Raw genomic sequence first — 21,401 nt, 5'->3', positions numbered from 1 at the left:
CTGCGAGCATAAAAAAACCCGCGCATCGGCGCGGGTTTCTTAGGTTTTACAGGCCTGAATCAGTGATTGATTCCGCCCACAAGTCTACCGCGCAAAGGGGATGCGTTTAGTAGTAGACCGAGTAGGCGGTTGGAACGAATCATGGACTCAAACCTCATTAAATTCTGCAAGTGACTTTATTGATACCTGATTAAGACCGGAGCTGTCAACCTTCAATAACGCTTCCCGGAGTGTGGGCATTATTTGCGCCGCCGGGCTTTAAAGGCCGCAGGGTTTTAATAACAAAACGATCACAATGTATATTTCATCACCACAGTATATTCCGCTTTATGAAGCGCAGAATTACAGTGTAAACGTCGATGGCAGGGGGAGGGCGGCAGAGCCTTAATTATCCCTTTCCGCACGTGTCGTAGGGTTTGCCGTTTGCCTGCCAACTTTTCTACGGTTATGGTATTTGCCATAACCTCGAAAAACTGGGGCTTCGCCCTGTACCTGGATGTTGGAAATGACTTCCACTGTCTGAGCATAATAAAAACAGGTTTTGACCTTATCTGCCGCCCGCAGCCCTTAAACGTCTGCGCGATGGTCGATAAATCAGCACCTTAAAGCCTGGAGGCAAAAATGGAGATGTTGTCAGGAGCCGAGATGGTAGTCCGATCGTTAATCGATCAGGGCGTAAAACATGTATTCGGCTATCCCGGCGGAGCGGTCCTTGATATCTATGACGCTCTGCAAACGGTGGGCGGCGTGGATCATATCCTGGTCCGTCACGAACAGGGTGCTGTCCATATGGCGGACGGCTATGCCCGAGCGACCGGCGATGTTGGTGTCGTGCTGGTCACGTCCGGCCCCGGTGCGACCAATGCGATTACCGGCATTGCCACCGCCTATATGGACTCCATTCCGATGGTGGTGTTGTCCGGTCAGGTGATGTCCTCCCTGATCGGTTATGACGCCTTCCAGGAGTGCGATATGGTGGGGATTTCCCGCCCGGTGGTGAAGCACAGCTTTATGGTGAAGCGGGTTGAAGATATCCCCACCATCATGAAGAAAGCCTTCTGGCTGGCCGCCAGCGGACGTCCCGGACCGGTGGTGGTCGACCTGCCGAAAGACATGATGAGCCCGGCGAATAAACTGCCATACGTCTGGCCTGATGAAGTCAGTATGCGTTCATACAATCCGACGACGCAGGGCCATAAAGGCCAGATCAAACGCGCGTTGCAAACGCTGCTGGCTGCCAAAAAACCGGTGATCTACGCCGGGGGTGGGGTGATTAACGCCGCCTGCCACGATGAGCTGCGTCAGCTGGCTGAAACGCTGAATATTCCTGTCACCACCTCACTGATGGGGCTGGGGGCATTCCCGGGAACACATCGTCAGTGCGTGGGGATGCTGGGGATGCACGGTACCTACGAAGCCAATATGACGATGCACCATTCTGATGTCATTTTTGCCGTTGGCGTACGCTTCGATGACCGTACCACTAATAACCTGGCAAAATACTGCCCCAACGCCACCATACTGCATATCGACATTGATCCGACGTCCATCTCTAAAACCGTTTCAGCGGATGTGCCGATCGTCGGCGATGCCAAGCAGGTATTGCAACAGATGCTGGAACTGCTGGCGCAGAGCGATGTGAAGCAGGATTACGACAGCGTGCGCGACTGGTGGCAGAATATCGATCAGTGGCGTTCGCGCCAGTGCCTCGAATTCGATCGCACCAGCGATAAGATCAAACCTCAGGCGGTGATTGAAACCATCTGTCGTCTGACCCATGGCGATGCGTATGTGACCTCTGACGTGGGTCAGCACCAGATGTTTGCTGCACTCTATTATCAGTTTGATAAGCCCCGCCGCTGGATCAACTCCGGTGGTCTGGGCACGATGGGCTTCGGCTTACCGGCTGCGCTGGGCGTGAAACTGGCGTTACCGCAGGAAACCGTGGTGTGTGTCACGGGCGATGGCAGTATTCAGATGAATATTCAGGAGCTGTCCACTGCGTTGCAGTACGGCATTCCGGTGCTGGTGCTCAATCTGAACAACCGTTTCCTGGGCATGGTGAAGCAGTGGCAGGACATGATCTATTCCGGCCGTCACTCCCAGTCTTATATGGAGTCGCTGCCTGATTTTGTCCGCCTGGCGGAAGCCTATGGTCACGTAGGGATCTCCATTAGCCGCCCGGACGAGCTGGAAGCGAAGCTGACGGAAGCGCTGGAACACCTGGCGAAAGAGCGCCTGGTCTTTGTCGACGTTAACGTTGACGGCACGGAACACGTTTACCCGATGCATATTCGCGGTGGTGGTATGGACGAGATGTGGTTGAGCAAAACGGAGAGGACTTAATTATGCGTCGTGTATTATCGGTTCTGCTGGAAAACGAATCCGGCGCATTGTCCCGCGTGGTAGGCCTGTTCTCCCAGCGTGGCTATAACATTGAGAGCCTCACCGTGGCCCCGACAGACGATCCTACGCTGTCGCGGATGACCATTCAGACGGTGGGCGACGAGAAGGTGATTGAGCAGATCGAAAAGCAGCTGCACAAGCTGGTGGATGTTCTGCGCGTCAGCGAACTGGGCCAGGGCGCATTTGTTGAGCGCGAAATCATGCTGGTGAAGATTCAGGCCAGCGGCTATGGTCGTGAAGAGGTGAAGCGCTGCGCTGAGATCTTCCGCGGGCAGATCGTGGATGTCACACCGTCGCTTTATACGGTTCAGCTTGCCGGCACCAGCGATAAGCTGGATGCGTTCCTCAGTGCCGTACGCGAAGTGGCGGAAATTGTTGAGGTCGCCCGATCCGGGATCGTCGGTGTTGCACGCGGCGAACGCATCATGCGCTGATGCGCCAGCGTGATAATTAAGATTGTCAGTTAACCCGGCGTAATGCCGGGTTTTTTTATTTTTGTCATAAAGCCCCCGCCGCAGATGAAAAGCGGTTGCTCACGTAGGTATTCTGCGGTTAGATGTTACAAATACTAATCCATAGCGAAGTGTGGGGTTATTGTGAAACTGGATGAAATTGCGCGCCTCGCGGGTGTTTCGCGCACGACGGCCAGCTATGTCATTAACGGCAAGGCCAAGCAGTATCGTGTCAGCGATAAAACCGTCGAGAAAGTCATGGCGGTGGTGCGTGAACATAATTACCATCCGAACGCGGTGGCGGCAGGGTTACGCGCCGGGCGCACCCGTTCGATAGGACTGGTTATTCCCGATCTGGAGAATACCAGCTACACAAGGATTGCAAACTATCTGGAACGCCAGGCACGCCAGCGCGGTTATCAACTGCTGATTGCCTGCTCGGAAGACCAGCCGGATAATGAAATGCGCTGCGTGGAGCATCTGCTGCAACGACAGGTTGATGCGATTATCGTCTCTACCTCCCTGCCGCCGGAGCATCCTTTCTATCAGCGCTGGATCAACGACCCGTTACCGATTATTGCGCTGGATCGTGCGCTGGATCGTGAACATTTCACCAGCGTGGTGGGTGCAGACCAGGATGATGCCGAAGCGCTGGGGGCCGAACTGCGCAAGCTCCCGGCCAAATCCGTGCTCTTTCTTGGCGCACTGCCGGAGCTGTCCGTTAGCTTCCTGCGTGAGCTGGGCTTCCGTGATGCCTGGAAAGGGGACGATCGTCCCATAGACTTTATTTACGCCAACAGTTTTGAACGCAGTGCGGCGGCCACGCTGTTTGAAAAATACCTCGAAACCCATGAGATGCCGGAAGCGCTGTTCACTACCTCTTTCGGGTTGTTGCAGGGCGTGATGGACGTGACGCTGCGCCGTGAGGGCAGGCTTCCGCAGGATCTGGCGATTGCCACCTTCGGCGATCATGAACTGCTCGATTTCCTCGAGTGCCCGGTTCTGGCGGTGGGCCAGCGGCATCGGGACGTGGCAGAACGAGTGCTGGAACTGGTGCTCGCCAGTCTGGATGAACCCCGTAAACCGAAACCTGGTTTGACGCGGATCCGGCGAAATCTATATCGGCGTGGGCGACTAAACCGTAAAACGAACTAAGTTCACAAGGCAGCGAAAGCTGCCTTTTTCATATCTTTTAAACCTTAAGCGCACAATTTAACCGCTAATCTGGTGTTACCTCAGGTAAATAAAAGTAAAAAGAGTGCGGTAATGTCAGCATCTGATTATAAACCCTGACGTTTATAAATACTCTGCAACCTGACGGAGCGCGGAACGTCAGGGCTCAGAAGGGTTATGCTGGGAAAGTTTTAAGAAATAACCTAAAATGCCGCCCACGTCGCAAAGCGGGCAGCTTATTTTGTGCGGAGATAAAGTGGTATTTTTTTGAGCAATTAAGGGGTTCACAAGAATTTCCTGACGTTATTCATTAGTTTATTTCTAAGATTTATCTTCATTTGGTTTTTTTTTAACTTCCCCGTGTTTACTCCTCCGAAGAAATAATGCCAATCGGCTATGTATGCGGCTTGACAATGATTTCCTCTGCTCCGTACACTCTTTTGGTGGGAATTTGTGGAGTTAAGTGGTGATTTTGGGGATCTGGGGGGTGAGGCTGGCATGTTCCGTGGAGCAACGTTAGTCAATCTCGACAGCAAAGGCCGGCTTGCCGTGCCGACGCGCTACCGCGAAACGCTGATCGGGGAATCACAAGGGCAAATGGTTTGTACCATTGACCTTCACCAGACATGCCTGCTGCTTTACACCTTACCCGAATGGGAAATCATTGAACAAAAGCTGTCTCGTTTATCCAGCATGAACCCCGCAGAGCGCCGTGTACAACGTCTGCTGCTGGGGCACGCCAGTGAATGCCAGATGGATAATGCAGGTCGCTTACTGCTGGCGAACACGCTTCGTCAGCATGCGAACCTCACCAAAGAAGTGATGCTGGTTGGGCAGTTCAACAAGTTTGAGCTGTGGGATGAACAGACCTGGTATCAACAAGTCAAGGAAGATATTGACGCAGAGCACACCTCTCAGGAACCTCTCTCTGACCGGTTGCAGGATTTGTCGTTATAGCTATGCAGGATAATTTTAAACACACCACAGTGCTGTTGGACGAGGCGGTAAACGGCCTCAATATTCACCCTGACGGCATCTATATTGATGGCACCTTTGGGCGCGGTGGACACTCACGCCTGATCCTTTCCCAACTGGGCGAGAAGGGACGTTTGTATGCTATCGACCGCGATCCGCAGGCGATCGCCGCCGCCGCTGAGATCGACGATCCCCGCTTTACCATTATCCATGGCCCCTTTTCGGCGCTGGCTGAATACGCGGAAGAGCGTGGGCTGAGTGGCAAGATTGACGGGATCCTGCTGGATCTTGGCGTCTCCTCCCCACAGCTGGATGATGCCGAGCGCGGCTTCTCCTTCATGCGTGACGGACCGCTGGATATGCGCATGGACCCTACGCGCGGCCAGTCGGCGGCAGAATGGCTGCTGAAAGCGGAAGAGGCGGACATTGTTTTTGTGCTGAAGACCTTCGGTGAGGAGCGGTTTGCCAAACGTATCGCCCGCGCCATCGTGGAGCGCAATCGTGAACAGCCTATGACGCGGACGAAAGAACTGGCCGAGGTGATTTATGTCGCCACGCCGGTAAAAGATAAATTTAAACATCCGGCGACGCGCAGTTTCCAGGCCATCCGTATCTGGGTGAACAGTGAGCTGGATGAGATCGAACAGGCGCTGAAAGGCTCACTGAGCGCGCTGTCACCCGGTGGTCGGCTTTCGGTGATCAGCTTCCACTCGCTGGAAGACCGCATCGTAAAACGCTTTATGCGCGAACAGAGCCGTGGGCCACAGATACCGCATGGTATACCCATGACCGAAGCGCAACTTAACAGTCTGGGTGGTCGCCGCCTGAAAGCACTGGGCAAGATGATGCCGGGTGAGAGTGAAGTGGCGGACAACCCGCGCGCCCGCAGCTCGGTGCTGCGTATTGCGGAGCGTACCGAATCATGATCGGTAATGAGCGTCACAGCCTGCCGGGTGTGATAGGTGGCGATATATTGCGGCATGGCAAGATCCCCCTGATCCTGCTGATTGCCTCGCTGGTTTCGGCAGTGCTGGTCGTCACCACCGCGCACAAAACGCGTCTGCTTACCGCGCAGCGTGAGCAGTTGGTGCTGGAGCGTGACGCGCTGGACATTGAGTGGCGCAACCTGATTCTGGAAGAAAATGCACTGGGCGATCATAGCCGGGTGGAACGGATAGCAACGGAGAAACTACAGATGCAGCATGTTGATCCTTCTCAGGAAAATATTGTGGTACAGCGATAAGGACACACGGACTCAATGAGAGCCGCAAGTAAGACGCAGAAGTCGAAACGCCAGGAAGATCAGGCCAGCTTTGTTAGCTGGCGTTTTGCGTTGCTGTGCGGCTGTATTTTTCTGGCCCTGGTCGGGCTGCTGATGCGGGTGGCCTATCTGCAGGTGATCAACCCCGATCGGCTGGTGCGTGAGGGCGATATGCGCTCGCTGCGCGTACAGGCGATCCCCACTTCACGTGGGATGATCAGCGACCGTGCGGGCCGACCTCTGGCCGTCAGCGTGCCGGTGAATGCGATCTGGGCCGATCCCAAAGAGCTGCACGACAAAGGGGGGATCACCCTCGACAGCCGCTGGAAGGCCCTTTCCGATGCGCTCTCTATTCCCCTCGACCAGCTTGCAGCGCGCGTGAATGCCAATCCGAAAGGCCGCTTCGTTTATCTGGCTCGTCAGGTGAATCCTGCCATTGGCGATTACATCAAAAAACTGAAACTGCCGGGCATCTTTCTGCGGGAAGAATCACGTCGCTACTATCCTGCCGGGCAGGTGACCTCACATCTGATTGGGTTCACCAATATCGACGGCCAGGGTATCGAAGGCGTAGAAAAAAGCTTTGATAAATGGCTGACCGGCCAGCCGGGTGAACGGACGGTGCGTAAAGACCGCTTCGGACGGGTGATTGAGGATATCTCCTCGGTAGACAGCCAGGCGGCACACAACCTGGCGTTGAGCATCGACGAGCGTCTGCAGGCGCAGGTCTACCGCGAGCTGAATAATGCCGTTGCTTTCAACAAGGCGGAATCGGGCACGGCGGTGCTGGTGGATGTAAACACCGGTGAGGTGCTGGCGATGGCGAACAGCCCGGCCTATAACCCGAATAACCTGGCGGGTACGACGAAAGACGTGATGCGTAATCGCGCGATCACCGATATTTTTGAACCGGGCTCTACCGTCAAACCGATGGTGGTGATGGCTGCCCTGCAGCGTGGCGTGGTGCGCGAAGGCAGCGTACTGAACACCGTGCCTTACCGGATTAACGGCCACGAAATTAAAGACGTGGCTCGCTACAGCGAATTGACCCTGACCGGGGTGCTTCAGAAGTCGTCAAACGTTGGTGTTTCCAGACTGGCGTTAGCGATGCCGTCCAGTGCGTTAGTAGATACTTACTCTCGTTTTGGGTTAGGCAAAGCGACCAATTTGGGGTTGGTCGGAGAAAGCAGTGGCTTATATCCTCAAAAACAACGGTGGTCTGACATAGAGAGGGCCACCTTCTCTTTCGGCTACGGGCTAATGGTAACGCCGTTACAGCTAGCGCGAGTCTACGCAACGATGGGCAGCTACGGCATTTACCGTCCGCTGTCGATTACCAAAGTTGACCCGCCAGTGGCGGGTCAGCGCATTTTCCCTGAAGCGCAGGTGCGCACCGTTCTGCACATGATGGAAAGCGTTGCTCTCCCGGGCGGCGGTGGCGTGAAAGCCGCGATCAAGGGATACCGCATTGCTATTAAAACGGGTACGGCCAAAAAGGTCGGCCCGGATGGAAAATACGTCAATAAATACATTGCTTATACCGCGGGTGTCGCACCGGCAAGCAACCCTCGTTTTGCACTGGTGGTGGTCATTAACGATCCTCAGGCGGGCAAATATTACGGTGGTGCGGTCTCCGCACCGGTATTTGGCGCCATCATGGGCGGCGTACTGCGCACCATGAACGTTGAACCGGATGCGTTACCGACTCCCACCAGTGACAAGAACGAGATGGTAACTAACAAGAATGAGGGACCGAGTGACCGATCGTAATCTGCGCGACCTGTTGGCACCGTGGGTGCCTGGCGCACCGGAGCTTCCGCTGCGTGACATGACCCTGGACAGCCGCCTTGCGGCGTCGGGCGACCTGTTTGTGGCGATTAAAGGCCATGCGGCCGACGGACGCCGTTTTATTCCCCAGGCCATTGCCCAGGGCGTGGCGGCGGTGATTGCCGAAGCCGAAGGTGAGGCGGAAGACGGGCAGATTGTGCGCATGCACGGTGTACCGGTCATTTACCTTGCCCAGCTTTCTCAGCGCTTATCCGCCCTGGCAGGGCGCTTTTATCAGCAGCCGGGCGAGAAGCTCAAGCTGATTGGCGTGACCGGGACCAACGGAAAAACCACCATCACCCAACTGCTGGCACAGTGGGCCCAGCTGCTGGGTGAAACCGGTGCGGTGATGGGCACGGTCGGTAACGGCGTGTATGGCCATCTGGCCCCCGCAGAAAATACCACCGGTTCTGCGGTTGATGTGCAGCACCTGCTGGCCTCGCTGGTCAGCAAGGGCGCGACGCTGGCAGCCATGGAAGTCTCCTCTCACGGCCTGGTACAGCACCGTGTGGCCGCTCTGCCGTTTGCGGCGGCCGCCTTTACCAACCTCAGCCGCGATCACCTTGATTACCACGGTGATATGGCGCGTTATGAAGCCGCGAAATGGCTGCTGTTCTCAGAGCATCAGGTGGGGCAGGCCATTATTAATGCTGATGACGAAGTGGGGCACCGCTGGCTGGAAAATCTGCCAGACGCCGTGGCCGTCAGCATGGAAAACAACATTAACCCCACCTGCCGCGGGCGCTGGCTGAAAGCCACTGAAGTTCAGTATCACGATGGGGGGGCTGCGGTTCGCTTTGACTCCAGCTGGGGGCCGGGTGAGATCGACAGCCGTCTGATGGGAGCCTTCAACGTCAGTAACCTGCTGGTCGCGCTGGCGACCCTGCTTTCTCTGGACTATCCGCTGGCTGCCTTAACGGCTACGGCCAGCCAGCTGCTGCCGGTCACCGGGCGCATGGAGGTCTTTACCGCCCCGGGTAAGCCTACCGTGGTGGTGGATTATGCGCATACGCCGGATGCGCTGGAAAAAGCACTGGCAGCAGCACGGCTGCACTGTAAAGGTCAGCTGTGGTGCGTGTTTGGCTGCGGCGGAGATCGTGACAAAGGTAAACGCCCGCTAATGGGAGCGATTGCTGAACAGTTTGCTGATGTTGTGGTGATCACCGACGACAACCCGCGTAGTGAAGATCCGGCCGCCATAGTGGCTGATGTCCTCAGCGGACTTCTTGATGCAGGCCGCGCCCGCGTGGTGATGGGACGTGCGCAAGCGGTCACTAACGCCGTGATGCAGGCACAGGAAGGCGACATCGTGCTGGTGGCAGGCAAAGGCCATGAAGATTACCAGATCATCGGCAACCAGCGCTTCGACTACTCCGACCGGGTCACCGTCGCGCGTCTGCTGGGGGTGCTGGCATGATCGCTTTTACCCTTAGCCAGCTGGCTGACATTACCGGTGGTACGCTGTACGGCGGCGATCTGACGATAGAAGCCGTGACCACGGACACCCGCAAAGTCACTGCCGGCTGCCTGTTTATTGCCCTGAAAGGTGAGCGTTTCGATGCACATGACTTTGTGGCTGATGCGCTGACGGCCGGTTCGCTTGCGCTGTTAGTAAGTAAGCACTTACCCGTTGCCGTGCCGCAGGTGGTGGTGGCCGACACCCGCATTGCGCTGGGACAGCTGGCAGGCTGGGTGCGTCAGCAGGCTGGCGCACGCGTGGTTGCCCTGACCGGTTCTTCGGGCAAGACCTCAGTCAAAGAGATGACCGCCGCCATGCTGCGTCAATGCGGCGAGACACTGTATACCGCCGGTAACCTGAATAATGATATCGGGGTGCCCTTAACGCTGCTGCGCCTGACGAAAGAGCACCAGTATGCGGTGATCGAACTCGGGGCGAACCATCAGGGCGAAATCGGCTACACCACCGAACTGACCCGACCAGAAACGGCGCTGGTGAATAACCTTGCGGCGGCCCATCTTGAAGGCTTTGGCTCGCTGGCTGGCGTGGCGAAAGCCAAAGGGGAAATTTTTAACGGTCTGCCGTTGCACGGTATCGCCATTATTAACAGCGACAGCAACGACTGGCCGCACTGGCAGCCTGTGCTGCACGGGAAAACCGTCTGGCGCTTTTCACCAGAGCAGCAGTCCGACAGTGATTTTTACGCCTCAGACGTGCTGATTACTCCTCAGGGGACGCATTTTACGCTGCATTCGCCGCAGGGGAGCGTGGCGATTACCCTGCCACTACCGGGGCGTCATAACATCGCTAATGCCCTGGCGGCCAGCGCACTGGCACTGTCCGTCGGTGCGCCATTAAGTGCGATACAGGAAGGATTACGCCAGCTCAACGCCGTACCGGGGCGTCTGTTCCCGGTGGTGCTGGGCACGGACAAGTTACTGCTGGACGACAGCTATAACGCTAATGTCGGCTCAATGACGGCGGCCGCGCAGGTGCTGGCCGAAATGCCGGGCTACCGCGTGATGATCGTCGGCGATATGGGCGAGTTAGGGGATGAAGCCGTCGAGTGCCACCGTCAGGTGGGTGCGGCGATCCACGCCGCCGGGGTCGACAAGGTACTCAGCGTGGGCTCACTGAGTCAGGCCATCTCTGATGCCAGCGGCGTCGGTGAACATTTTCACGATAAGGCGGCACTCAGCGTCCGCGCGCTGGCACTGCTGTCACAACATCCACAGATTACCGTTTTGGTTAAAGGTTCGCGCAGTGCCGCGATGGAGCAGGTAGTGCACACCTTACAGGAGAAAGGCGCATGTTAGTCTGGCTGGCCGAGCATCTGGTCGCATTTTATTCCGGCTTTAACGTCTTTTCGTATCTGACGTTTCGCGCCATTGTCAGCCTGCTGACCGCGCTGTTTATCTCCCTGTGGATGGGGCCACGTATGATCGCCCGCCTGCAGGAAATGTCCTTTGGCCAGGTCGTGCGTAACGACGGTCCGGAGTCCCATTTCAGCAAGCGCGGCACGCCGACGATGGGCGGGATTATGATCCTTACCTCCATCACCATTTCGGTGCTGCTGTGGGCCTATCCCTCTAATCCTTACGTCTGGTGCGTGCTGTTCGTGCTGGTGGGCTACGGTGTCGTCGGCTTTGTTGATGATTACCGCAAAGTGGTACGCAAAGACACTAAAGGCCTGATCGCCCGCTGGAAATACTTCTGGCAGTCTGTGATTGCTCTGGCGGCGGCCTTTGCAATGTACATGATTGGCAAAGACACGCCGGCGACCGAGCTGGTGGTGCCGTTCTTTAAAGACGTGATGCCGCAGCTGGGCCTGCTTTACCTGCTGCTGGCGTACTTTGTGATTGTGGGCACCAGTAATGCAGTAAACCTGACCGATGGCCTGGACGGGCTGGCGATTATGCCGACCGTGTTTGTTGCCGCAGGCTTTGCCCTGGTCGCCTGGGCTACAGGTAACGTTAAGTTTGCTGAGTATCTGCATATCCCCTATCTGCGCCATGCCGGTGAGCTGGTGATCGTCTGTACGGCCATCGTCGGGGCCGGTCTGGGATTCCTGTGGTTCAACACCTACCCGGCGCAGGTCTTTATGGGCGATGTCGGCTCACTGGCGCTGGGTGGCGCACTGGGTACTATTGCCGTGCTGCTGCGTCAGGAGTTCCTGCTGGTGATCATGGGCGGGGTCTTCGTGGTCGAAACCCTGTCGGTGATCCTGCAGGTTGGCTCATTCAAACTGCGGGGCCAGCGTATTTTCCGCATGGCACCGATCCACCATCACTATGAGCTTAAAGGCTGGCCAGAGCCGCGCGTCATCGTGCGCTTCTGGATTATTTCACTGATGCTGGTGCTGATTGGCCTGGCAACACTGAAGGTGCGTTAACTATGGCTGACTATCAGGGTAAAAAAGTGGTCATTATCGGGTTGGGGCTGACCGGCCTCTCCTGTGTTGATTTCTTTGTCACTCGTGGCGTAACGCCGCGCGTGATGGATACCCGTGTCGTGCCGCCGGGGCTGGAGAAGCTGCCGGAAAACGTTGAGCGCTGGCTGGGATCGTTAAATGACGACTGGCTGCAAAACGCCGACCTGATTGTTGCCAGCCCCGGCATGGCGCTGGCACATCCTTCGCTGATGGCTGCGGCAGATGCGGGCGTGGAGATCGTGGGCGATATCGAACTGTTCTGCCGTGAAGCCCAGGCACCCATTGTCGCCATCACTGGTTCCAATGGTAAAAGTACCGTCACCACGCTGGTGGGCGAAATGGCCAAGGCCGCCGGCTGGCAGGTGGGGGTGGGCGGCAATATCGGCCTGCCGGCGCTGATGTTGCTGGATAATCCTGCGCAGCTTTATGTACTCGAACTCTCCAGCTTTCAGCTGGAAACCACGCACAGCCTGCAGGCCGCAGCGGCAACGATCCTGAATGTCACCGAAGATCATATGGATCGCTATCCGCTCGGGATGCAGCAGTACCGGGCAGCCAAGTTGCGCGTCTATGAAAACGCGGCGGTCTGCGTGGTGAATGCCGATGATGCGATGACCATGCCGGTGCGCGGTGCCGATAAACGCTGCGTCAGCTTTGGGGCTGACGTGGGGGACTATCACCTCAACCATCAGCAGGGCAGTACCTGGCTGCGGGTCAAGGGCGAGAAGGTGCTGAACACCGCTGAAATGAATCTGGTGGGCCAGCACAACTATACCAATGCGCTGGCGGCGCTGGCACTGGCCGATGCCGTTGGCCTGCCGCGTGCAAGCAGCCTGAAAGCGCTGACCACTTTTGGCGGTTTGCCGCATCGCTTCCAGCTGGTTCACGAGCATAACGGCGTGCGCTGGATTAACGACTCGAAAGCCACCAACGTTGGCAGCACTGAAGCCGCGCTTAATGGCTTACAGGTAAAAGGTACGCTCTGGCTGTTGCTGGGGGGGGACGGTAAGTCGGCGGATTTCAGCTCCCTGACCCGCTATCTGCAGGGCGATCGCATTCGTACCTACTGTTTTGGGCGCGACGGTGAGGCGCTGGCAGCATTACGTCCGGAGATTGCCGTCCAGACCGAAACCCTGGCGCAAGCGGTGCAGCAGATTGCCGCTCAAGTGCAGCCCGGTGACCTGGTCCTGCTGTCGCCTGCCTGCGCCAGCCTCGATCAGTTTAAAAACTTTGAGCAGCGTGGCGATCTGTTTGCTCAACTGGCGCGGGAGGCTGACTGATGCGTTTTCCTGGTCTGAGTCTTGCTGGCGGCCTGTCCGAACGGCTGAAATCCTGGGTGATGGGGTCGCGAGAGAGCGACACGAGCTCAATCGTTCTCTATGACCGTACCCTGCTGTGGCTGACTTTTGGTCTGGCCATCCTCGGCTTTGTGATGGTGACCTCGGCCTCAATGCCGGTGGGTCAGCGTTTGAATGACGACCCGTTCTATTTTGCCAAGCGTGATGCGTTTTACATCCTGCTGGCGATGGGTATGGCGCTGGTGACATTGCGTGTGCCCATGGATTTCTGGCAGCGCTACAGCAACATCATGCTGATGGGTACGATAGTGATGCTGCTTATCGTGCTGGTTGTGGGCAGCTCGGTTAATGGTGCTTCGCGCTGGATCGCTCTCGGACCGCTGCGTATTCAGCCAGCAGAATTATCCAAGCTGTCACTGTTTTGCTATCTCGCCAGCTATCTGGTGCGCAAGGTTGAAGAAGTGCGTAACAACTTCTGGGGCTTCTGTAAGCCGATGGGGGTGATGGTGGTGCTGGCGGTATTACTGCTGGCTCAGCCCGATCTGGGTACGGTGGTCGTGCTGTTTGTTACCACGCTGGCCATGCTGTTTCTTGCCGGAGCCAAGCTGTGGCAGTTTCTGGCGATTATCGGCTCGGGTATTTTTGCCGTTTGTTTGCTGATTGTCGCTGAACCTTATCGTATGCGACGTGTCACTTCTTTCTGGAATCCGTGGGAAGATCCGTTCGGCAGCGGTTACCAGTTAACCCAATCGTTAATGGCCTTTGGTCGTGGCGAGTTCTGGGGGCAGGGATTGGGAAATTCCGTGCAAAAACTGGAATATTTACCGGAAGCGCATACCGATTTTATCTTCTCGATTATCGGAGAAGAACTGGGTTATATCGGTGTGGTTTTGGCGTTGTTAATGGTATTCTTCGTCGCTTTTCGCGCGATGTCCATCGGACGTCGTGCATTAGAGCTCGATCAGCGCTTTTCAGGCTTTCTCGCCTGTTCAATCGGCGTCTGGTTCAGCTTTCAGGCGCTGGTGAACGTCGGTGCCGCAGCGGGCATGTTACCGACCAAAGGTCTGACACTGCCGCTGATCAGTTACGGGGGGTCGAGTCTGATTATCATGTCGACCGCTATCGTATTTTTGTTACGTATAGATTATGAAACGCGTCTGGCGAAAGCGCAGGCGTTTAGCAGAGGGTAGTCGATGTCGATGACGGGTAAGCGACTGATGGTGATGGCTGGCGGAACCGGGGGACATGTCTTCCCGGGCCTGGCCGTCGCGCACCATCTGATGGCGCAGGGCTGGCAGGTTCGCTGGCTGGGAACCGCTGACCGGATGGAAGCGGATTTAGTCCCGAAGCACGGTATCGACATTGATTTTATCCAGATCAGCGGGCTACGCGGTAAGGGAATCAAAGCGCTGATCGCCTCGCCACTGCGCATTTTTAATGCCTGGCGTCAGGCGCGGGCGATCATGAAAGCCTGGAAGCCGGACGTGGTGCTGGGTATGGGCGGCTATGTTTCCGGCCCGGGTGGACTGGCAGCCTGGAGCTGCGGTATCCCGGTGGTGCTCCATGAACAGAACGGTATTGCTGGATTAACGAATAAATGGCTGGCGAAAATCGCCACTAAAGTGATGCAGGCGTTTCCCGGCGCATTTCCCAAAGCGGAAGTGGTGGGCAACCCGGTACGCACCGACGTACTGGCCCTGCCGTTACCGGCGGTGCGGTTAGCGGGAAGAGAAGGTCCCGTGCGGGTGCTGGTGATCGGCGGCAGCCAGGGGGCGCGCGTGCTGAACCAGACGATGCCACAGGTGGCAGAGCTGCTGGGCGAAGGCATCAGCCTGTGGCATCAGGTAGGCAAGGGCGCGCTGGATGCGGTTAATCAGCACTATGCGCGGGTGAACCAGACACAGCATCGGGTGTCGGAATTTATCGACGATATGGCCAGCGCCTATGCCTGGGCTGATGTGGTGGTCTGTCGCTCCGGTGCGCTGACGGTCAGTGAAGTGGCGGCCGCAGGGCTCCCCGCAATCTTTGTGCCTTTCCAGCACAAAGATCGCCAGCAGTACTGGAATGCCCTGCCACTGGAACAGGCTGGGGCCGCCAAAATTTTTGAACAGCCGCAGTTTACCGCGGAAGGGGTCGCTGCCACGCTGACCCGCTGGGATCGCGCCACGCTATTGCAGATGGCAGAAAAAGCCCGCGCGGTCGCCATCCCGGATGCAACAGAGCGTGTCGCGGCCGAAGTCAGTAAAGCGGCAAAATGATTTTCCAGGGGTCAGGTCAGCCTGATCCAGAACTGTCGGGTTCAGGGATGCCTGAACCACAGCAACACAGGTAAGAGATGAATACACAGCAACTGGCAAAACTGCGTTCTATCGTGCCCGAGATGCGTCGCGTCCGGCACATTCACTTTGTTGGCATCGGTGGTGCCGGCATGGGCGGTATTGCCGAAGTGTTAGCGAATGAAGGGTATGAAATTAGCGGTTCAGACCTGGCACCGAACGCGGTGACGCAGCATCTGAGCGCACTGGGAGCGACCATTTACTTTCACCATCGCCCGGAAAACGTCAGTGATGCCAGTGTGGTGGTGGTTTCCACCGCTGTATCCCAGGATAACCCGGAAGTGGTTGCCGCGCGTGAAGCGCGCATTCCGGTGATCCGTCGCGCTGAGATGCTGGCTGAACTGATGCGCTTCCGCCATGGTATCGCCGTTGCCGGCACGCACGGTAAAACTACCACCACGGCGATGGTGTCGAGCATTTATGCTGAAGGCGGGTTGGATCCGACGTTTGTGAATGGTGGGCTGGTCAAGGCAGCGGGGACCCATGCGCGTCTCGGCAGCAGCCGCTACCTGATTGCAGAAGCGGATGAGAGCGATGCGTCGTTCCTGCATCTGCAACCTATGGTCGCCATCGTGACGAATATCGAAGCCGATCATATGGATACCTACCAGGGCGACTTTGAAAATCTGAAGCAGACGTTTATTAACTTCCTGCACAATTTGCCGTTTTACGGTCGCGCTGTGCTCTGTGTGGATGATGCGGTGATCCGCGATCTTATTCCGCGCGTAGGTCGTCAGATCACCACGTACGGGTTCAGTGAAGATGCCGACGTGCGTGTAGAGAACTACGAGCAGCGCGGCGCACAGGGCCACTTTACCCTGGTGCGTCATGATAAACCGCTAATGCACGTCACGCTCAATGCACCAGGCCGCCATAATGCGCTAAATGCAGCGGCTGCGGTGGCGGTGGCGACCGAAGAGAATATCGATGATCAAGATATTCTCAGTGCGCTGTTGAGTTTCCAGGGGACCGGGCGACGTTTCGACTTCCTGGGGGAGTACCCGCTGGCCGAGGTAAACGGTCAGCATGGTACAGCGATGCTGGTGGATGATTATGGCCATCATCCGACAGAAGTTGACGTCACCATTAAAGCCGCACGGGCAGGCTGGCCGGAAAAAAATCTGGTGATGATTTTCCAGCCGCATCGCTACACCCGCACCCGCGATCTGTACGACGATTTCGCTAACGTGCTGTCACAGGTCGATGTGTTGCTGATGCTGGATGTATATGCCGCCGGTGAGTCACCGATCCCGGGCGCAGACAGCCGCTCATTGTGCCGGACCATTCGTGGCCGGGGTAAGGTTGACCCTATCCTGGTCTCTGACCACGATGCGGTTCTGGAAATGCTGTTGCCAAAACTGTCTGGCAACGACCTGATTCTGGTGCAGGGGGCGGGTAACGTTGGCCGTATAGCCCGCACCCTGGCGGACCAAAAGTTACAACTGCAGACGAATAAAGAGGAACATCATGGCTGAGAAAGTAGCGGTATTGCTGGGTGGAACCTCCGCAGAACGTGACGTATCACTGTTGTCGGGTGCTGCGGTACTGAAAGGCCTGCAGGAAGCGGGTATTGATGCACATCCGGTTGATATCCGTGATTTCCCGGTGATGCGTCTGAAAGAAGAGGGCTTTGCGAAAGCCTTTATCGCCCTTCACGGCCGTGGCGGTGAAGATGGCACGTTGCAGGGGGTACTGGACTATCTGGCGATCCCTTACACCGGCAGCGGCGTGATGGCTTCGGCGATCACTATGGACAAACTGCGCAGCAAATACCTGTGGCAGGGCTGTGGCTTACCGGTGTCGCCCTTTGTGGCGCTGACGCGTCAGCAGATGGATGACGGCCTGACGCCTGACGTGCTGGCCAGTATTGATGCGCTCGGGCTGCCGCTGTTCGTTAAGCCGAGTCGTGAAGGATCCAGCGTGGGTATCTCGCGGGTCAATGAGGCGTATCAGTTCCCGGCGGCCCTGGACGAGGCATTTCGTCATGACGACGAAGTGCTGGTGGAAGCGTTTCTCAGCGGGCCAGAGTACACCGTTGGCGTGATTGGGGACGACATTCTGCCGTCTATTCGCATTCAGACCGCCAGTGAGTTCTATGACTATGAAGCAAAGTATATTTCTGACGATACCCAGTACTTCTGTCCGTCAGGACTGAGCGCCGAACAGGAAGCCGAATTAAGCGAACTGGTGATCGCCGCATGGCGTGCGCTGGGCTGCAGCGGCTGGGGTCGCGTAGATGTGATGATGGGCGGGGACGGGCGTTTCTATCTGCTGGAGGTCAATACGTCTCCGGGGATGACCAGCCACAGCCTGGTGCCGATGGCGGCCAAACAGGCAGGGATGAACTTCTCACAGCTGGTGGCACGCATTCTGGAACTGGCCGACTGATATGTCTCAGGCTGCTTTGAATGTCCGCAACCGTGAAGCGCAGGAAAAAGCGCGTACCGGTCGAAGTAACGGCTCGCGCCTGGCAGGCATTGTTTTCCTGCTGATGGTGATCGGCGTGATGCTGGCCGGGGGGTTAGTGGTGCTGAAGTGGATGAACGATGCTTCCAGGCTGCCGTTGTCGAAGCTGGTAGTGACGGGGCAGACGCATTACACCACCAACGATGACATCCGTCAGGCGATTTTATCGCTCGGCGAACCCGGTACCTTTATGTCGCAGGACGTCGACATTATTCAGCAGCAGATTGAGCGCCTGCCGTGGATCCAGCAGGTAAGTGTACGCAAGCAGTGGCCAGACGAATTAAAGATCCATCTGGTGGAGTATGTCCCGGTTGCACGCTGGAATGATGTGCACATGGTTGATGCTGAGGGGAAATCGTTTAGCGTCCCGGCCAGCCATCTCGGCAAAGAAGTGATGCCGATGCTGTATGGCCCGGAGGGCAGCGAGTCCGAAGTGTTAACCGGCTTTCACCAGATGAGTAACGTACTGGCGGCCAGCAAATTGAAACTGAAAGCGGCGTCCATGACCGCACGGCGTTCGTGGCAGTTGGTGTTAGATAATGACATCCGGCTTGAACTGGGGCGTAACGAAGATATGAAGCGGCTGCAGCGTTTCATCGAATTATACCCCACCCTGCAACAGCAGGCGCAGACGGACAATAAGGTCATCACCTACGTCGATCTGCGCTACGACTCTGGCGCAGCGGTAGGATGGGCACCGGCCCCCATAGCGGCCGCTGACAGTAATCAGCAACAGCAACAGACTCAGGCACAGGCTAAACAACAATGATCAAGTCGACGGACAGAAAACTGGTAGTTGGACTCGAGATAGGCACCGCGAAGGTGGCCGCCCTGGTAGGGGAAGTTCTGCCTGATGGCATGGTTAATATTATCGGTGTGGGCAGCTGTCCGTCTCGCGGGATGGATAAAGGCGGTGTTAACGACCTGGAATCGGTAGTGAAATGCGTACAGCGCGCTATCGATCAGGCCGAACTGATGGCTGACTGTCAGATTTCCTCGGTTTACCTTGCATTATCGGGCAAACATATCAGCTGCCAGAACGAAATAGGGATGGTTCCTATTTCCGAAGAAGAAGTGACGCAGGAAGATGTGGAGAACGTGGTACATACCGCTAAATCCGTCCGTGTTCGTGATGAACACCGCATCCTCCATGTGATCCCACAAGAATATGCGATCGACTATCAGGAAGGGATCAAAAACCCGGTCGGTTTATCCGGTGTCCGTATGCAGGCCAAAGTGCATCTGATTACCTGTCACAACGATATGGCGAAAAACATCGTCAAAGCCGTTGAGCGTTGTGGGCTGAAAGTGGATCAGCTCATTTTCGCTGGGCTGGCATCCAGCTTTGCGGTACTGACTGAAGATGAACGTGAGCTGGGCGTGTGCGTGGTTGACGTCGGTGGCGGTACGATGGATATCGCCGTTTATACCGGCGGTGCGCTGCGCCATACCAAAGTGATTCCGTATGCAGGCAATGTGGTCACCAGCGATATCGCCTATGCTTTCGGCACACCGCCGACAGATGCTGAAGCGATTAAAGTGCGTCATGGCTGTGCGCTGGGCTCGATTGTCGGTAAAGACGAAAACGTGGAAGTGCCGAGCGTAGGCGGTCGTCCACCACGCAGCCTGCAACGGCAGACGCTGGCTGAAGTCATTGAGCCTCGTTATACCGAACTGCTCAATCTGGTGAACGACGAAATTCTGCAGCTGCAGGAACAGCTTCGCCAGCAGGGCGTTAAACATCACCTCGCGGCCGGTATTGTACTGACCGGCGGCGCGGCACAAATTGAAGGATTGGCGGCTTGCGCCCAGCGTGTATTCCACACGCAGGTACGTATCGGACAGCCGCTGAATATCACGGGATTAACGGATTACGCGCAGGAACCTTACTACTCCACAGCGGTAGGTTTATTGCACTACGGAAAAGAATCTCACCTTAACGGTGAGGCAGAAGTAGAAAAAAGAGCCTCAGTGGGTAATTGGTTCAAGAAAATCAACAGCTGGCTGAGAAAAGAGTTTTAATTTTTACCAAAGGGGATCATGCTATACCTAAGCAAATTTACGTTGCGGGTATCGTTATTAGTGATCTCCAGGCGAACAGGCACATAACGGAGAGAAATTATGTTTGAACCTATGGAATTAACCAATGACGCGGTGATTAAAGTCATCGGCGTCGGTGGCGGCGGCGGTAACGCCGTTGAGCACATGGTGCGTGAGCGTATCGAAGGCGTTGAGTTCTTCGCGGTAAACACCGATGCTCAGGCACTGCGCAAAACAGCAGTGGGCCAGACCATTCAGATCGGTAATGGCATTACTAAAGGCCTCGGCGCGGGTGCAAACCCGGAAGTGGGCCGAAACTCTGCTGAAGAAGATCGTGAAGCACTGCGCCAGGCACTGGAAGGTGCAGACATGGTATTTATCGCCGCAGGTATGGGGGGCGGTACCGGAACGGGTGCAGCGCCCGTGGTGGCTGAAGTCGCCAAAGAACTGGGTATTCTGACCGTTGCCGTGGTGACAAAGCCTTTCAACTTTGAAGGCAAGAAGCGCATGGCATTTGCTGAGCAGGGTATCGCCGAGCTGTCTAAGCACGTTGACTCACTGATCACTATACCAAATGACAAGCTGCTGAAAGTGCTGGGTCGCGGTATCTCACTGCTGGACGCATTCGGCGCAGCGAACGACGTGTTGAAAGGCGCCGTGCAGGGTATCGCTGAGCTGATCACCCGTCCGGGTCTGATGAACGTCGACTTTGCTGACGTGCGCACCGTGATGTCTGAAATGGGCTACGCGATGATGGGCTCCGGTGTGGCCTGCGGTGAAGATCGTGCTGAAGAAGCGGCTGAAATGGCCATCTCCAGCCCGCTGCTGGAAGATATCGACCTGTCCGGCGCGCGCGGCGTACTGGTGAACATCACTGCCGGCTTCGACCTGCGTCTGGATGAGTTTGAAACCGTGGGTAACACTATCCGTGCGTTTGCTTCCGATAACGCGACTGTGGTTATCGGTACCTCACTGGATCCGGAAATGAATGACGAACTGCGCGTCACCGTCGTGGCAACCGGTATCGGCATGGATAAGCGTCCTGAGATCACCCTGGTGACCAGCAAGCAGACCACGCAGCCGTTGATGGACAATCGTTATCAGCAGCACGGTATGGCACCGCTGCCGCAGGAGCAAAAACCGGCGGCGAAAGTGGTGAACGATCCGGGTGCACAAACGAACAAAGAGCCTGACTATCTGGATATTCCGGCCTTCCTGCGTAAGCAGGCAGACTAAGAATAACCCGAGAAATTGGGATTCTTCGCTCTTTGTGTTAA

19 protein-coding genes are annotated in these 21,401 nt (G+C 56.5%); 18 read left to right on the top strand and 1 reads right to left on the bottom strand.

Features of this window, described 5'->3' with window-relative positions; translation table 11 throughout:
* Positions 1-59: 59 nt before the first annotated feature.
* Entirely contained in the window at positions 60-143 is an 84-nt protein-coding gene (gene leuL / locus ACZ3HG_RS17155; protein ID WP_118665871.1) for a leu operon leader peptide, read from the bottom strand.
* A gap of 478 nt (positions 144-621) precedes the next feature.
* Here leuL and ilvI point away from each other — a divergent pair, with 478 nt between their 5' ends.
* The 18 genes from ilvI (at position 622) to ftsZ (ending at position 21,360) form a co-directional block, all read left to right on the top strand.
* On the top strand, positions 622-2,346 hold the full coding sequence (ilvI, locus tag ACZ3HG_RS17150) for an acetolactate synthase 3 large subunit (protein ID WP_191934157.1): 1,725 nt from the start codon (positions 622-624) through the stop codon (positions 2,344-2,346).
* A gap of 2 nt (positions 2,347-2,348) precedes the next feature.
* Entirely contained in the window at positions 2,349-2,840 is a 492-nt protein-coding gene (gene ilvN, locus ACZ3HG_RS17145) for an acetolactate synthase small subunit (protein ID WP_062747511.1), read from the top strand.
* Between the two features lie 162 nt (positions 2,841-3,002).
* A complete protein-coding gene (gene cra, locus ACZ3HG_RS17140) occupies positions 3,003-4,013 on the top strand; it encodes a catabolite repressor/activator (RefSeq protein WP_191934156.1) in 1,011 nt (336 codons plus the stop codon).
* A gap of 516 nt (positions 4,014-4,529) precedes the next feature.
* Complete coding sequence (mraZ, locus tag ACZ3HG_RS17135; protein WP_062747515.1) at positions 4,530-4,988, top strand: division/cell wall cluster transcriptional repressor MraZ; 459 nt, start codon at positions 4,530-4,532, stop codon at positions 4,986-4,988.
* A gap of 2 nt (positions 4,989-4,990) precedes the next feature.
* Entirely contained in the window at positions 4,991-5,932 is a 942-nt protein-coding gene (gene rsmH / locus ACZ3HG_RS17130) for a 16S rRNA (cytosine(1402)-N(4))-methyltransferase RsmH (protein WP_465333524.1), read from the top strand.
* The gene (ftsL, locus tag ACZ3HG_RS17125; RefSeq protein ID WP_062747519.1) at positions 5,929-6,249 is read left to right on the top strand and encodes a cell division protein FtsL; all 321 of its coding nucleotides are present in this window, start codon (positions 5,929-5,931) and stop codon (positions 6,247-6,249) included. Before rsmH ends, ftsL begins: the two co-directional genes overlap by 4 nt.
* Positions 6,250-6,264: 15 nt before the next feature.
* The gene (locus ACZ3HG_RS17120; RefSeq protein ID WP_191934154.1) at positions 6,265-8,037 is read left to right on the top strand and encodes a peptidoglycan glycosyltransferase FtsI; all 1,773 of its coding nucleotides are present in this window, start codon (positions 6,265-6,267) and stop codon (positions 8,035-8,037) included.
* Complete coding sequence (murE, locus tag ACZ3HG_RS17115; protein ID WP_191936145.1) at positions 8,024-9,511, top strand: UDP-N-acetylmuramoyl-L-alanyl-D-glutamate--2,6-diaminopimelate ligase; 1,488 nt, start codon at positions 8,024-8,026, stop codon at positions 9,509-9,511. Before ACZ3HG_RS17120 ends, murE begins: the two co-directional genes overlap by 14 nt.
* On the top strand, positions 9,508-10,869 hold the full coding sequence (murF, locus tag ACZ3HG_RS17110; protein ID WP_465333522.1) for a UDP-N-acetylmuramoyl-tripeptide--D-alanyl-D-alanine ligase: 1,362 nt from the start codon (positions 9,508-9,510) through the stop codon (positions 10,867-10,869). Before murE ends, murF begins: the two co-directional genes overlap by 4 nt.
* The gene (gene mraY, locus ACZ3HG_RS17105; protein WP_191934151.1) at positions 10,863-11,945 is read left to right on the top strand and encodes a phospho-N-acetylmuramoyl-pentapeptide-transferase; all 1,083 of its coding nucleotides are present in this window, start codon (positions 10,863-10,865) and stop codon (positions 11,943-11,945) included. Before murF ends, mraY begins: the two co-directional genes overlap by 7 nt.
* A 2-nt stretch (positions 11,946-11,947) precedes the next feature.
* The gene (gene murD / locus ACZ3HG_RS17100; protein WP_465333520.1) at positions 11,948-13,264 is read left to right on the top strand and encodes a UDP-N-acetylmuramoyl-L-alanine--D-glutamate ligase; all 1,317 of its coding nucleotides are present in this window, start codon (positions 11,948-11,950) and stop codon (positions 13,262-13,264) included.
* Positions 13,264-14,472 carry a cell division protein FtsW gene (gene ftsW / locus ACZ3HG_RS17095; RefSeq protein WP_191934149.1) on the top strand — a complete coding sequence of 403 codons (1,209 nt, stop codon included), beginning with the start codon at positions 13,264-13,266 and terminating at the stop codon, positions 14,470-14,472. Before murD ends, ftsW begins: the two co-directional genes overlap by 1 nt.
* 3 nt (positions 14,473-14,475) lie before the next feature.
* Complete coding sequence (gene murG, locus ACZ3HG_RS17090) at positions 14,476-15,540, top strand: undecaprenyldiphospho-muramoylpentapeptide beta-N-acetylglucosaminyltransferase (protein WP_465333518.1); 1,065 nt, start codon at positions 14,476-14,478, stop codon at positions 15,538-15,540.
* Between the two features lie 77 nt (positions 15,541-15,617).
* Positions 15,618-17,093, top strand: coding sequence for a UDP-N-acetylmuramate--L-alanine ligase (gene murC / locus ACZ3HG_RS17085; RefSeq protein ID WP_191934147.1), 1,476 nt, complete (start codon positions 15,618-15,620; stop codon positions 17,091-17,093).
* Positions 17,086-18,006: a D-alanine--D-alanine ligase gene (locus ACZ3HG_RS17080; RefSeq protein WP_465333516.1), complete on the top strand. Its 921-nt coding sequence runs from the start codon at positions 17,086-17,088 to the stop codon at positions 18,004-18,006. Before murC ends, ACZ3HG_RS17080 begins: the two co-directional genes overlap by 8 nt.
* 1 nt (position 18,007) lies before the next feature.
* Positions 18,008-18,853, top strand: coding sequence for a cell division protein FtsQ (ftsQ, locus tag ACZ3HG_RS17075; protein WP_465333514.1), 846 nt, complete (start codon positions 18,008-18,010; stop codon positions 18,851-18,853).
* The gene (ftsA, locus tag ACZ3HG_RS17070) at positions 18,850-20,106 is read left to right on the top strand and encodes a cell division protein FtsA (protein ID WP_048914885.1); all 1,257 of its coding nucleotides are present in this window, start codon (positions 18,850-18,852) and stop codon (positions 20,104-20,106) included. The genes ftsQ and ftsA overlap by 4 nt, the downstream gene beginning before the upstream one ends.
* Positions 20,107-20,205: 99 nt before the next feature.
* A complete protein-coding gene (gene ftsZ / locus ACZ3HG_RS17065; RefSeq protein ID WP_062747285.1) occupies positions 20,206-21,360 on the top strand; it encodes a cell division protein FtsZ in 1,155 nt (384 codons plus the stop codon).
* Positions 21,361-21,401 lie beyond the last annotated feature (41 nt).

The sequence above is a fragment of the Erwinia sp. PME.40.26/001 genome (assembly GCF_055556675.1).
Note: the sequence above shows the minus strand (reverse complement) of the source record. Positions and strands in the feature narration are given on the sequence as shown.

Coding starts and splice junctions, on each gene's coding strand:
- leuL (WP_118665871.1), bottom strand. CDS start 143: ATGATTCGTTCCAACCGCCTACTCGGTCTACTACTAAACGCATCCCCT.
- ilvI (WP_191934157.1), top strand. CDS start 622: ATGGAGATGTTGTCAGGAGCCGAGATGGTAGTCCGATCGTTAATCGAT.
- ilvN (WP_062747511.1), top strand. CDS start 2,349: ATGCGTCGTGTATTATCGGTTCTGCTGGAAAACGAATCCGGCGCATTG.
- mraZ (WP_062747515.1), top strand. CDS start 4,530: ATGTTCCGTGGAGCAACGTTAGTCAATCTCGACAGCAAAGGCCGGCTT.
- rsmH (WP_465333524.1), top strand. CDS start 4,991: ATGCAGGATAATTTTAAACACACCACAGTGCTGTTGGACGAGGCGGTA.
- ftsL (WP_062747519.1), top strand. CDS start 5,929: ATGATCGGTAATGAGCGTCACAGCCTGCCGGGTGTGATAGGTGGCGAT.
- ACZ3HG_RS17120 (WP_191934154.1), top strand. CDS start 6,265: ATGAGAGCCGCAAGTAAGACGCAGAAGTCGAAACGCCAGGAAGATCAG.
- murF (WP_465333522.1), top strand. CDS start 9,508: ATGATCGCTTTTACCCTTAGCCAGCTGGCTGACATTACCGGTGGTACG.
- mraY (WP_191934151.1), top strand. CDS start 10,863: ATGTTAGTCTGGCTGGCCGAGCATCTGGTCGCATTTTATTCCGGCTTT.
- murD (WP_465333520.1), top strand. CDS start 11,948: ATGGCTGACTATCAGGGTAAAAAAGTGGTCATTATCGGGTTGGGGCTG.
- ftsW (WP_191934149.1), top strand. CDS start 13,264: ATGCGTTTTCCTGGTCTGAGTCTTGCTGGCGGCCTGTCCGAACGGCTG.
- murG (WP_465333518.1), top strand. CDS start 14,476: ATGTCGATGACGGGTAAGCGACTGATGGTGATGGCTGGCGGAACCGGG.
- murC (WP_191934147.1), top strand. CDS start 15,618: ATGAATACACAGCAACTGGCAAAACTGCGTTCTATCGTGCCCGAGATG.
- ACZ3HG_RS17080 (WP_465333516.1), top strand. CDS start 17,086: ATGGCTGAGAAAGTAGCGGTATTGCTGGGTGGAACCTCCGCAGAACGT.
- ftsQ (WP_465333514.1), top strand. CDS start 18,008: ATGTCTCAGGCTGCTTTGAATGTCCGCAACCGTGAAGCGCAGGAAAAA.
- ftsA (WP_048914885.1), top strand. CDS start 18,850: ATGATCAAGTCGACGGACAGAAAACTGGTAGTTGGACTCGAGATAGGC.
- ftsZ (WP_062747285.1), top strand. CDS start 20,206: ATGTTTGAACCTATGGAATTAACCAATGACGCGGTGATTAAAGTCATC.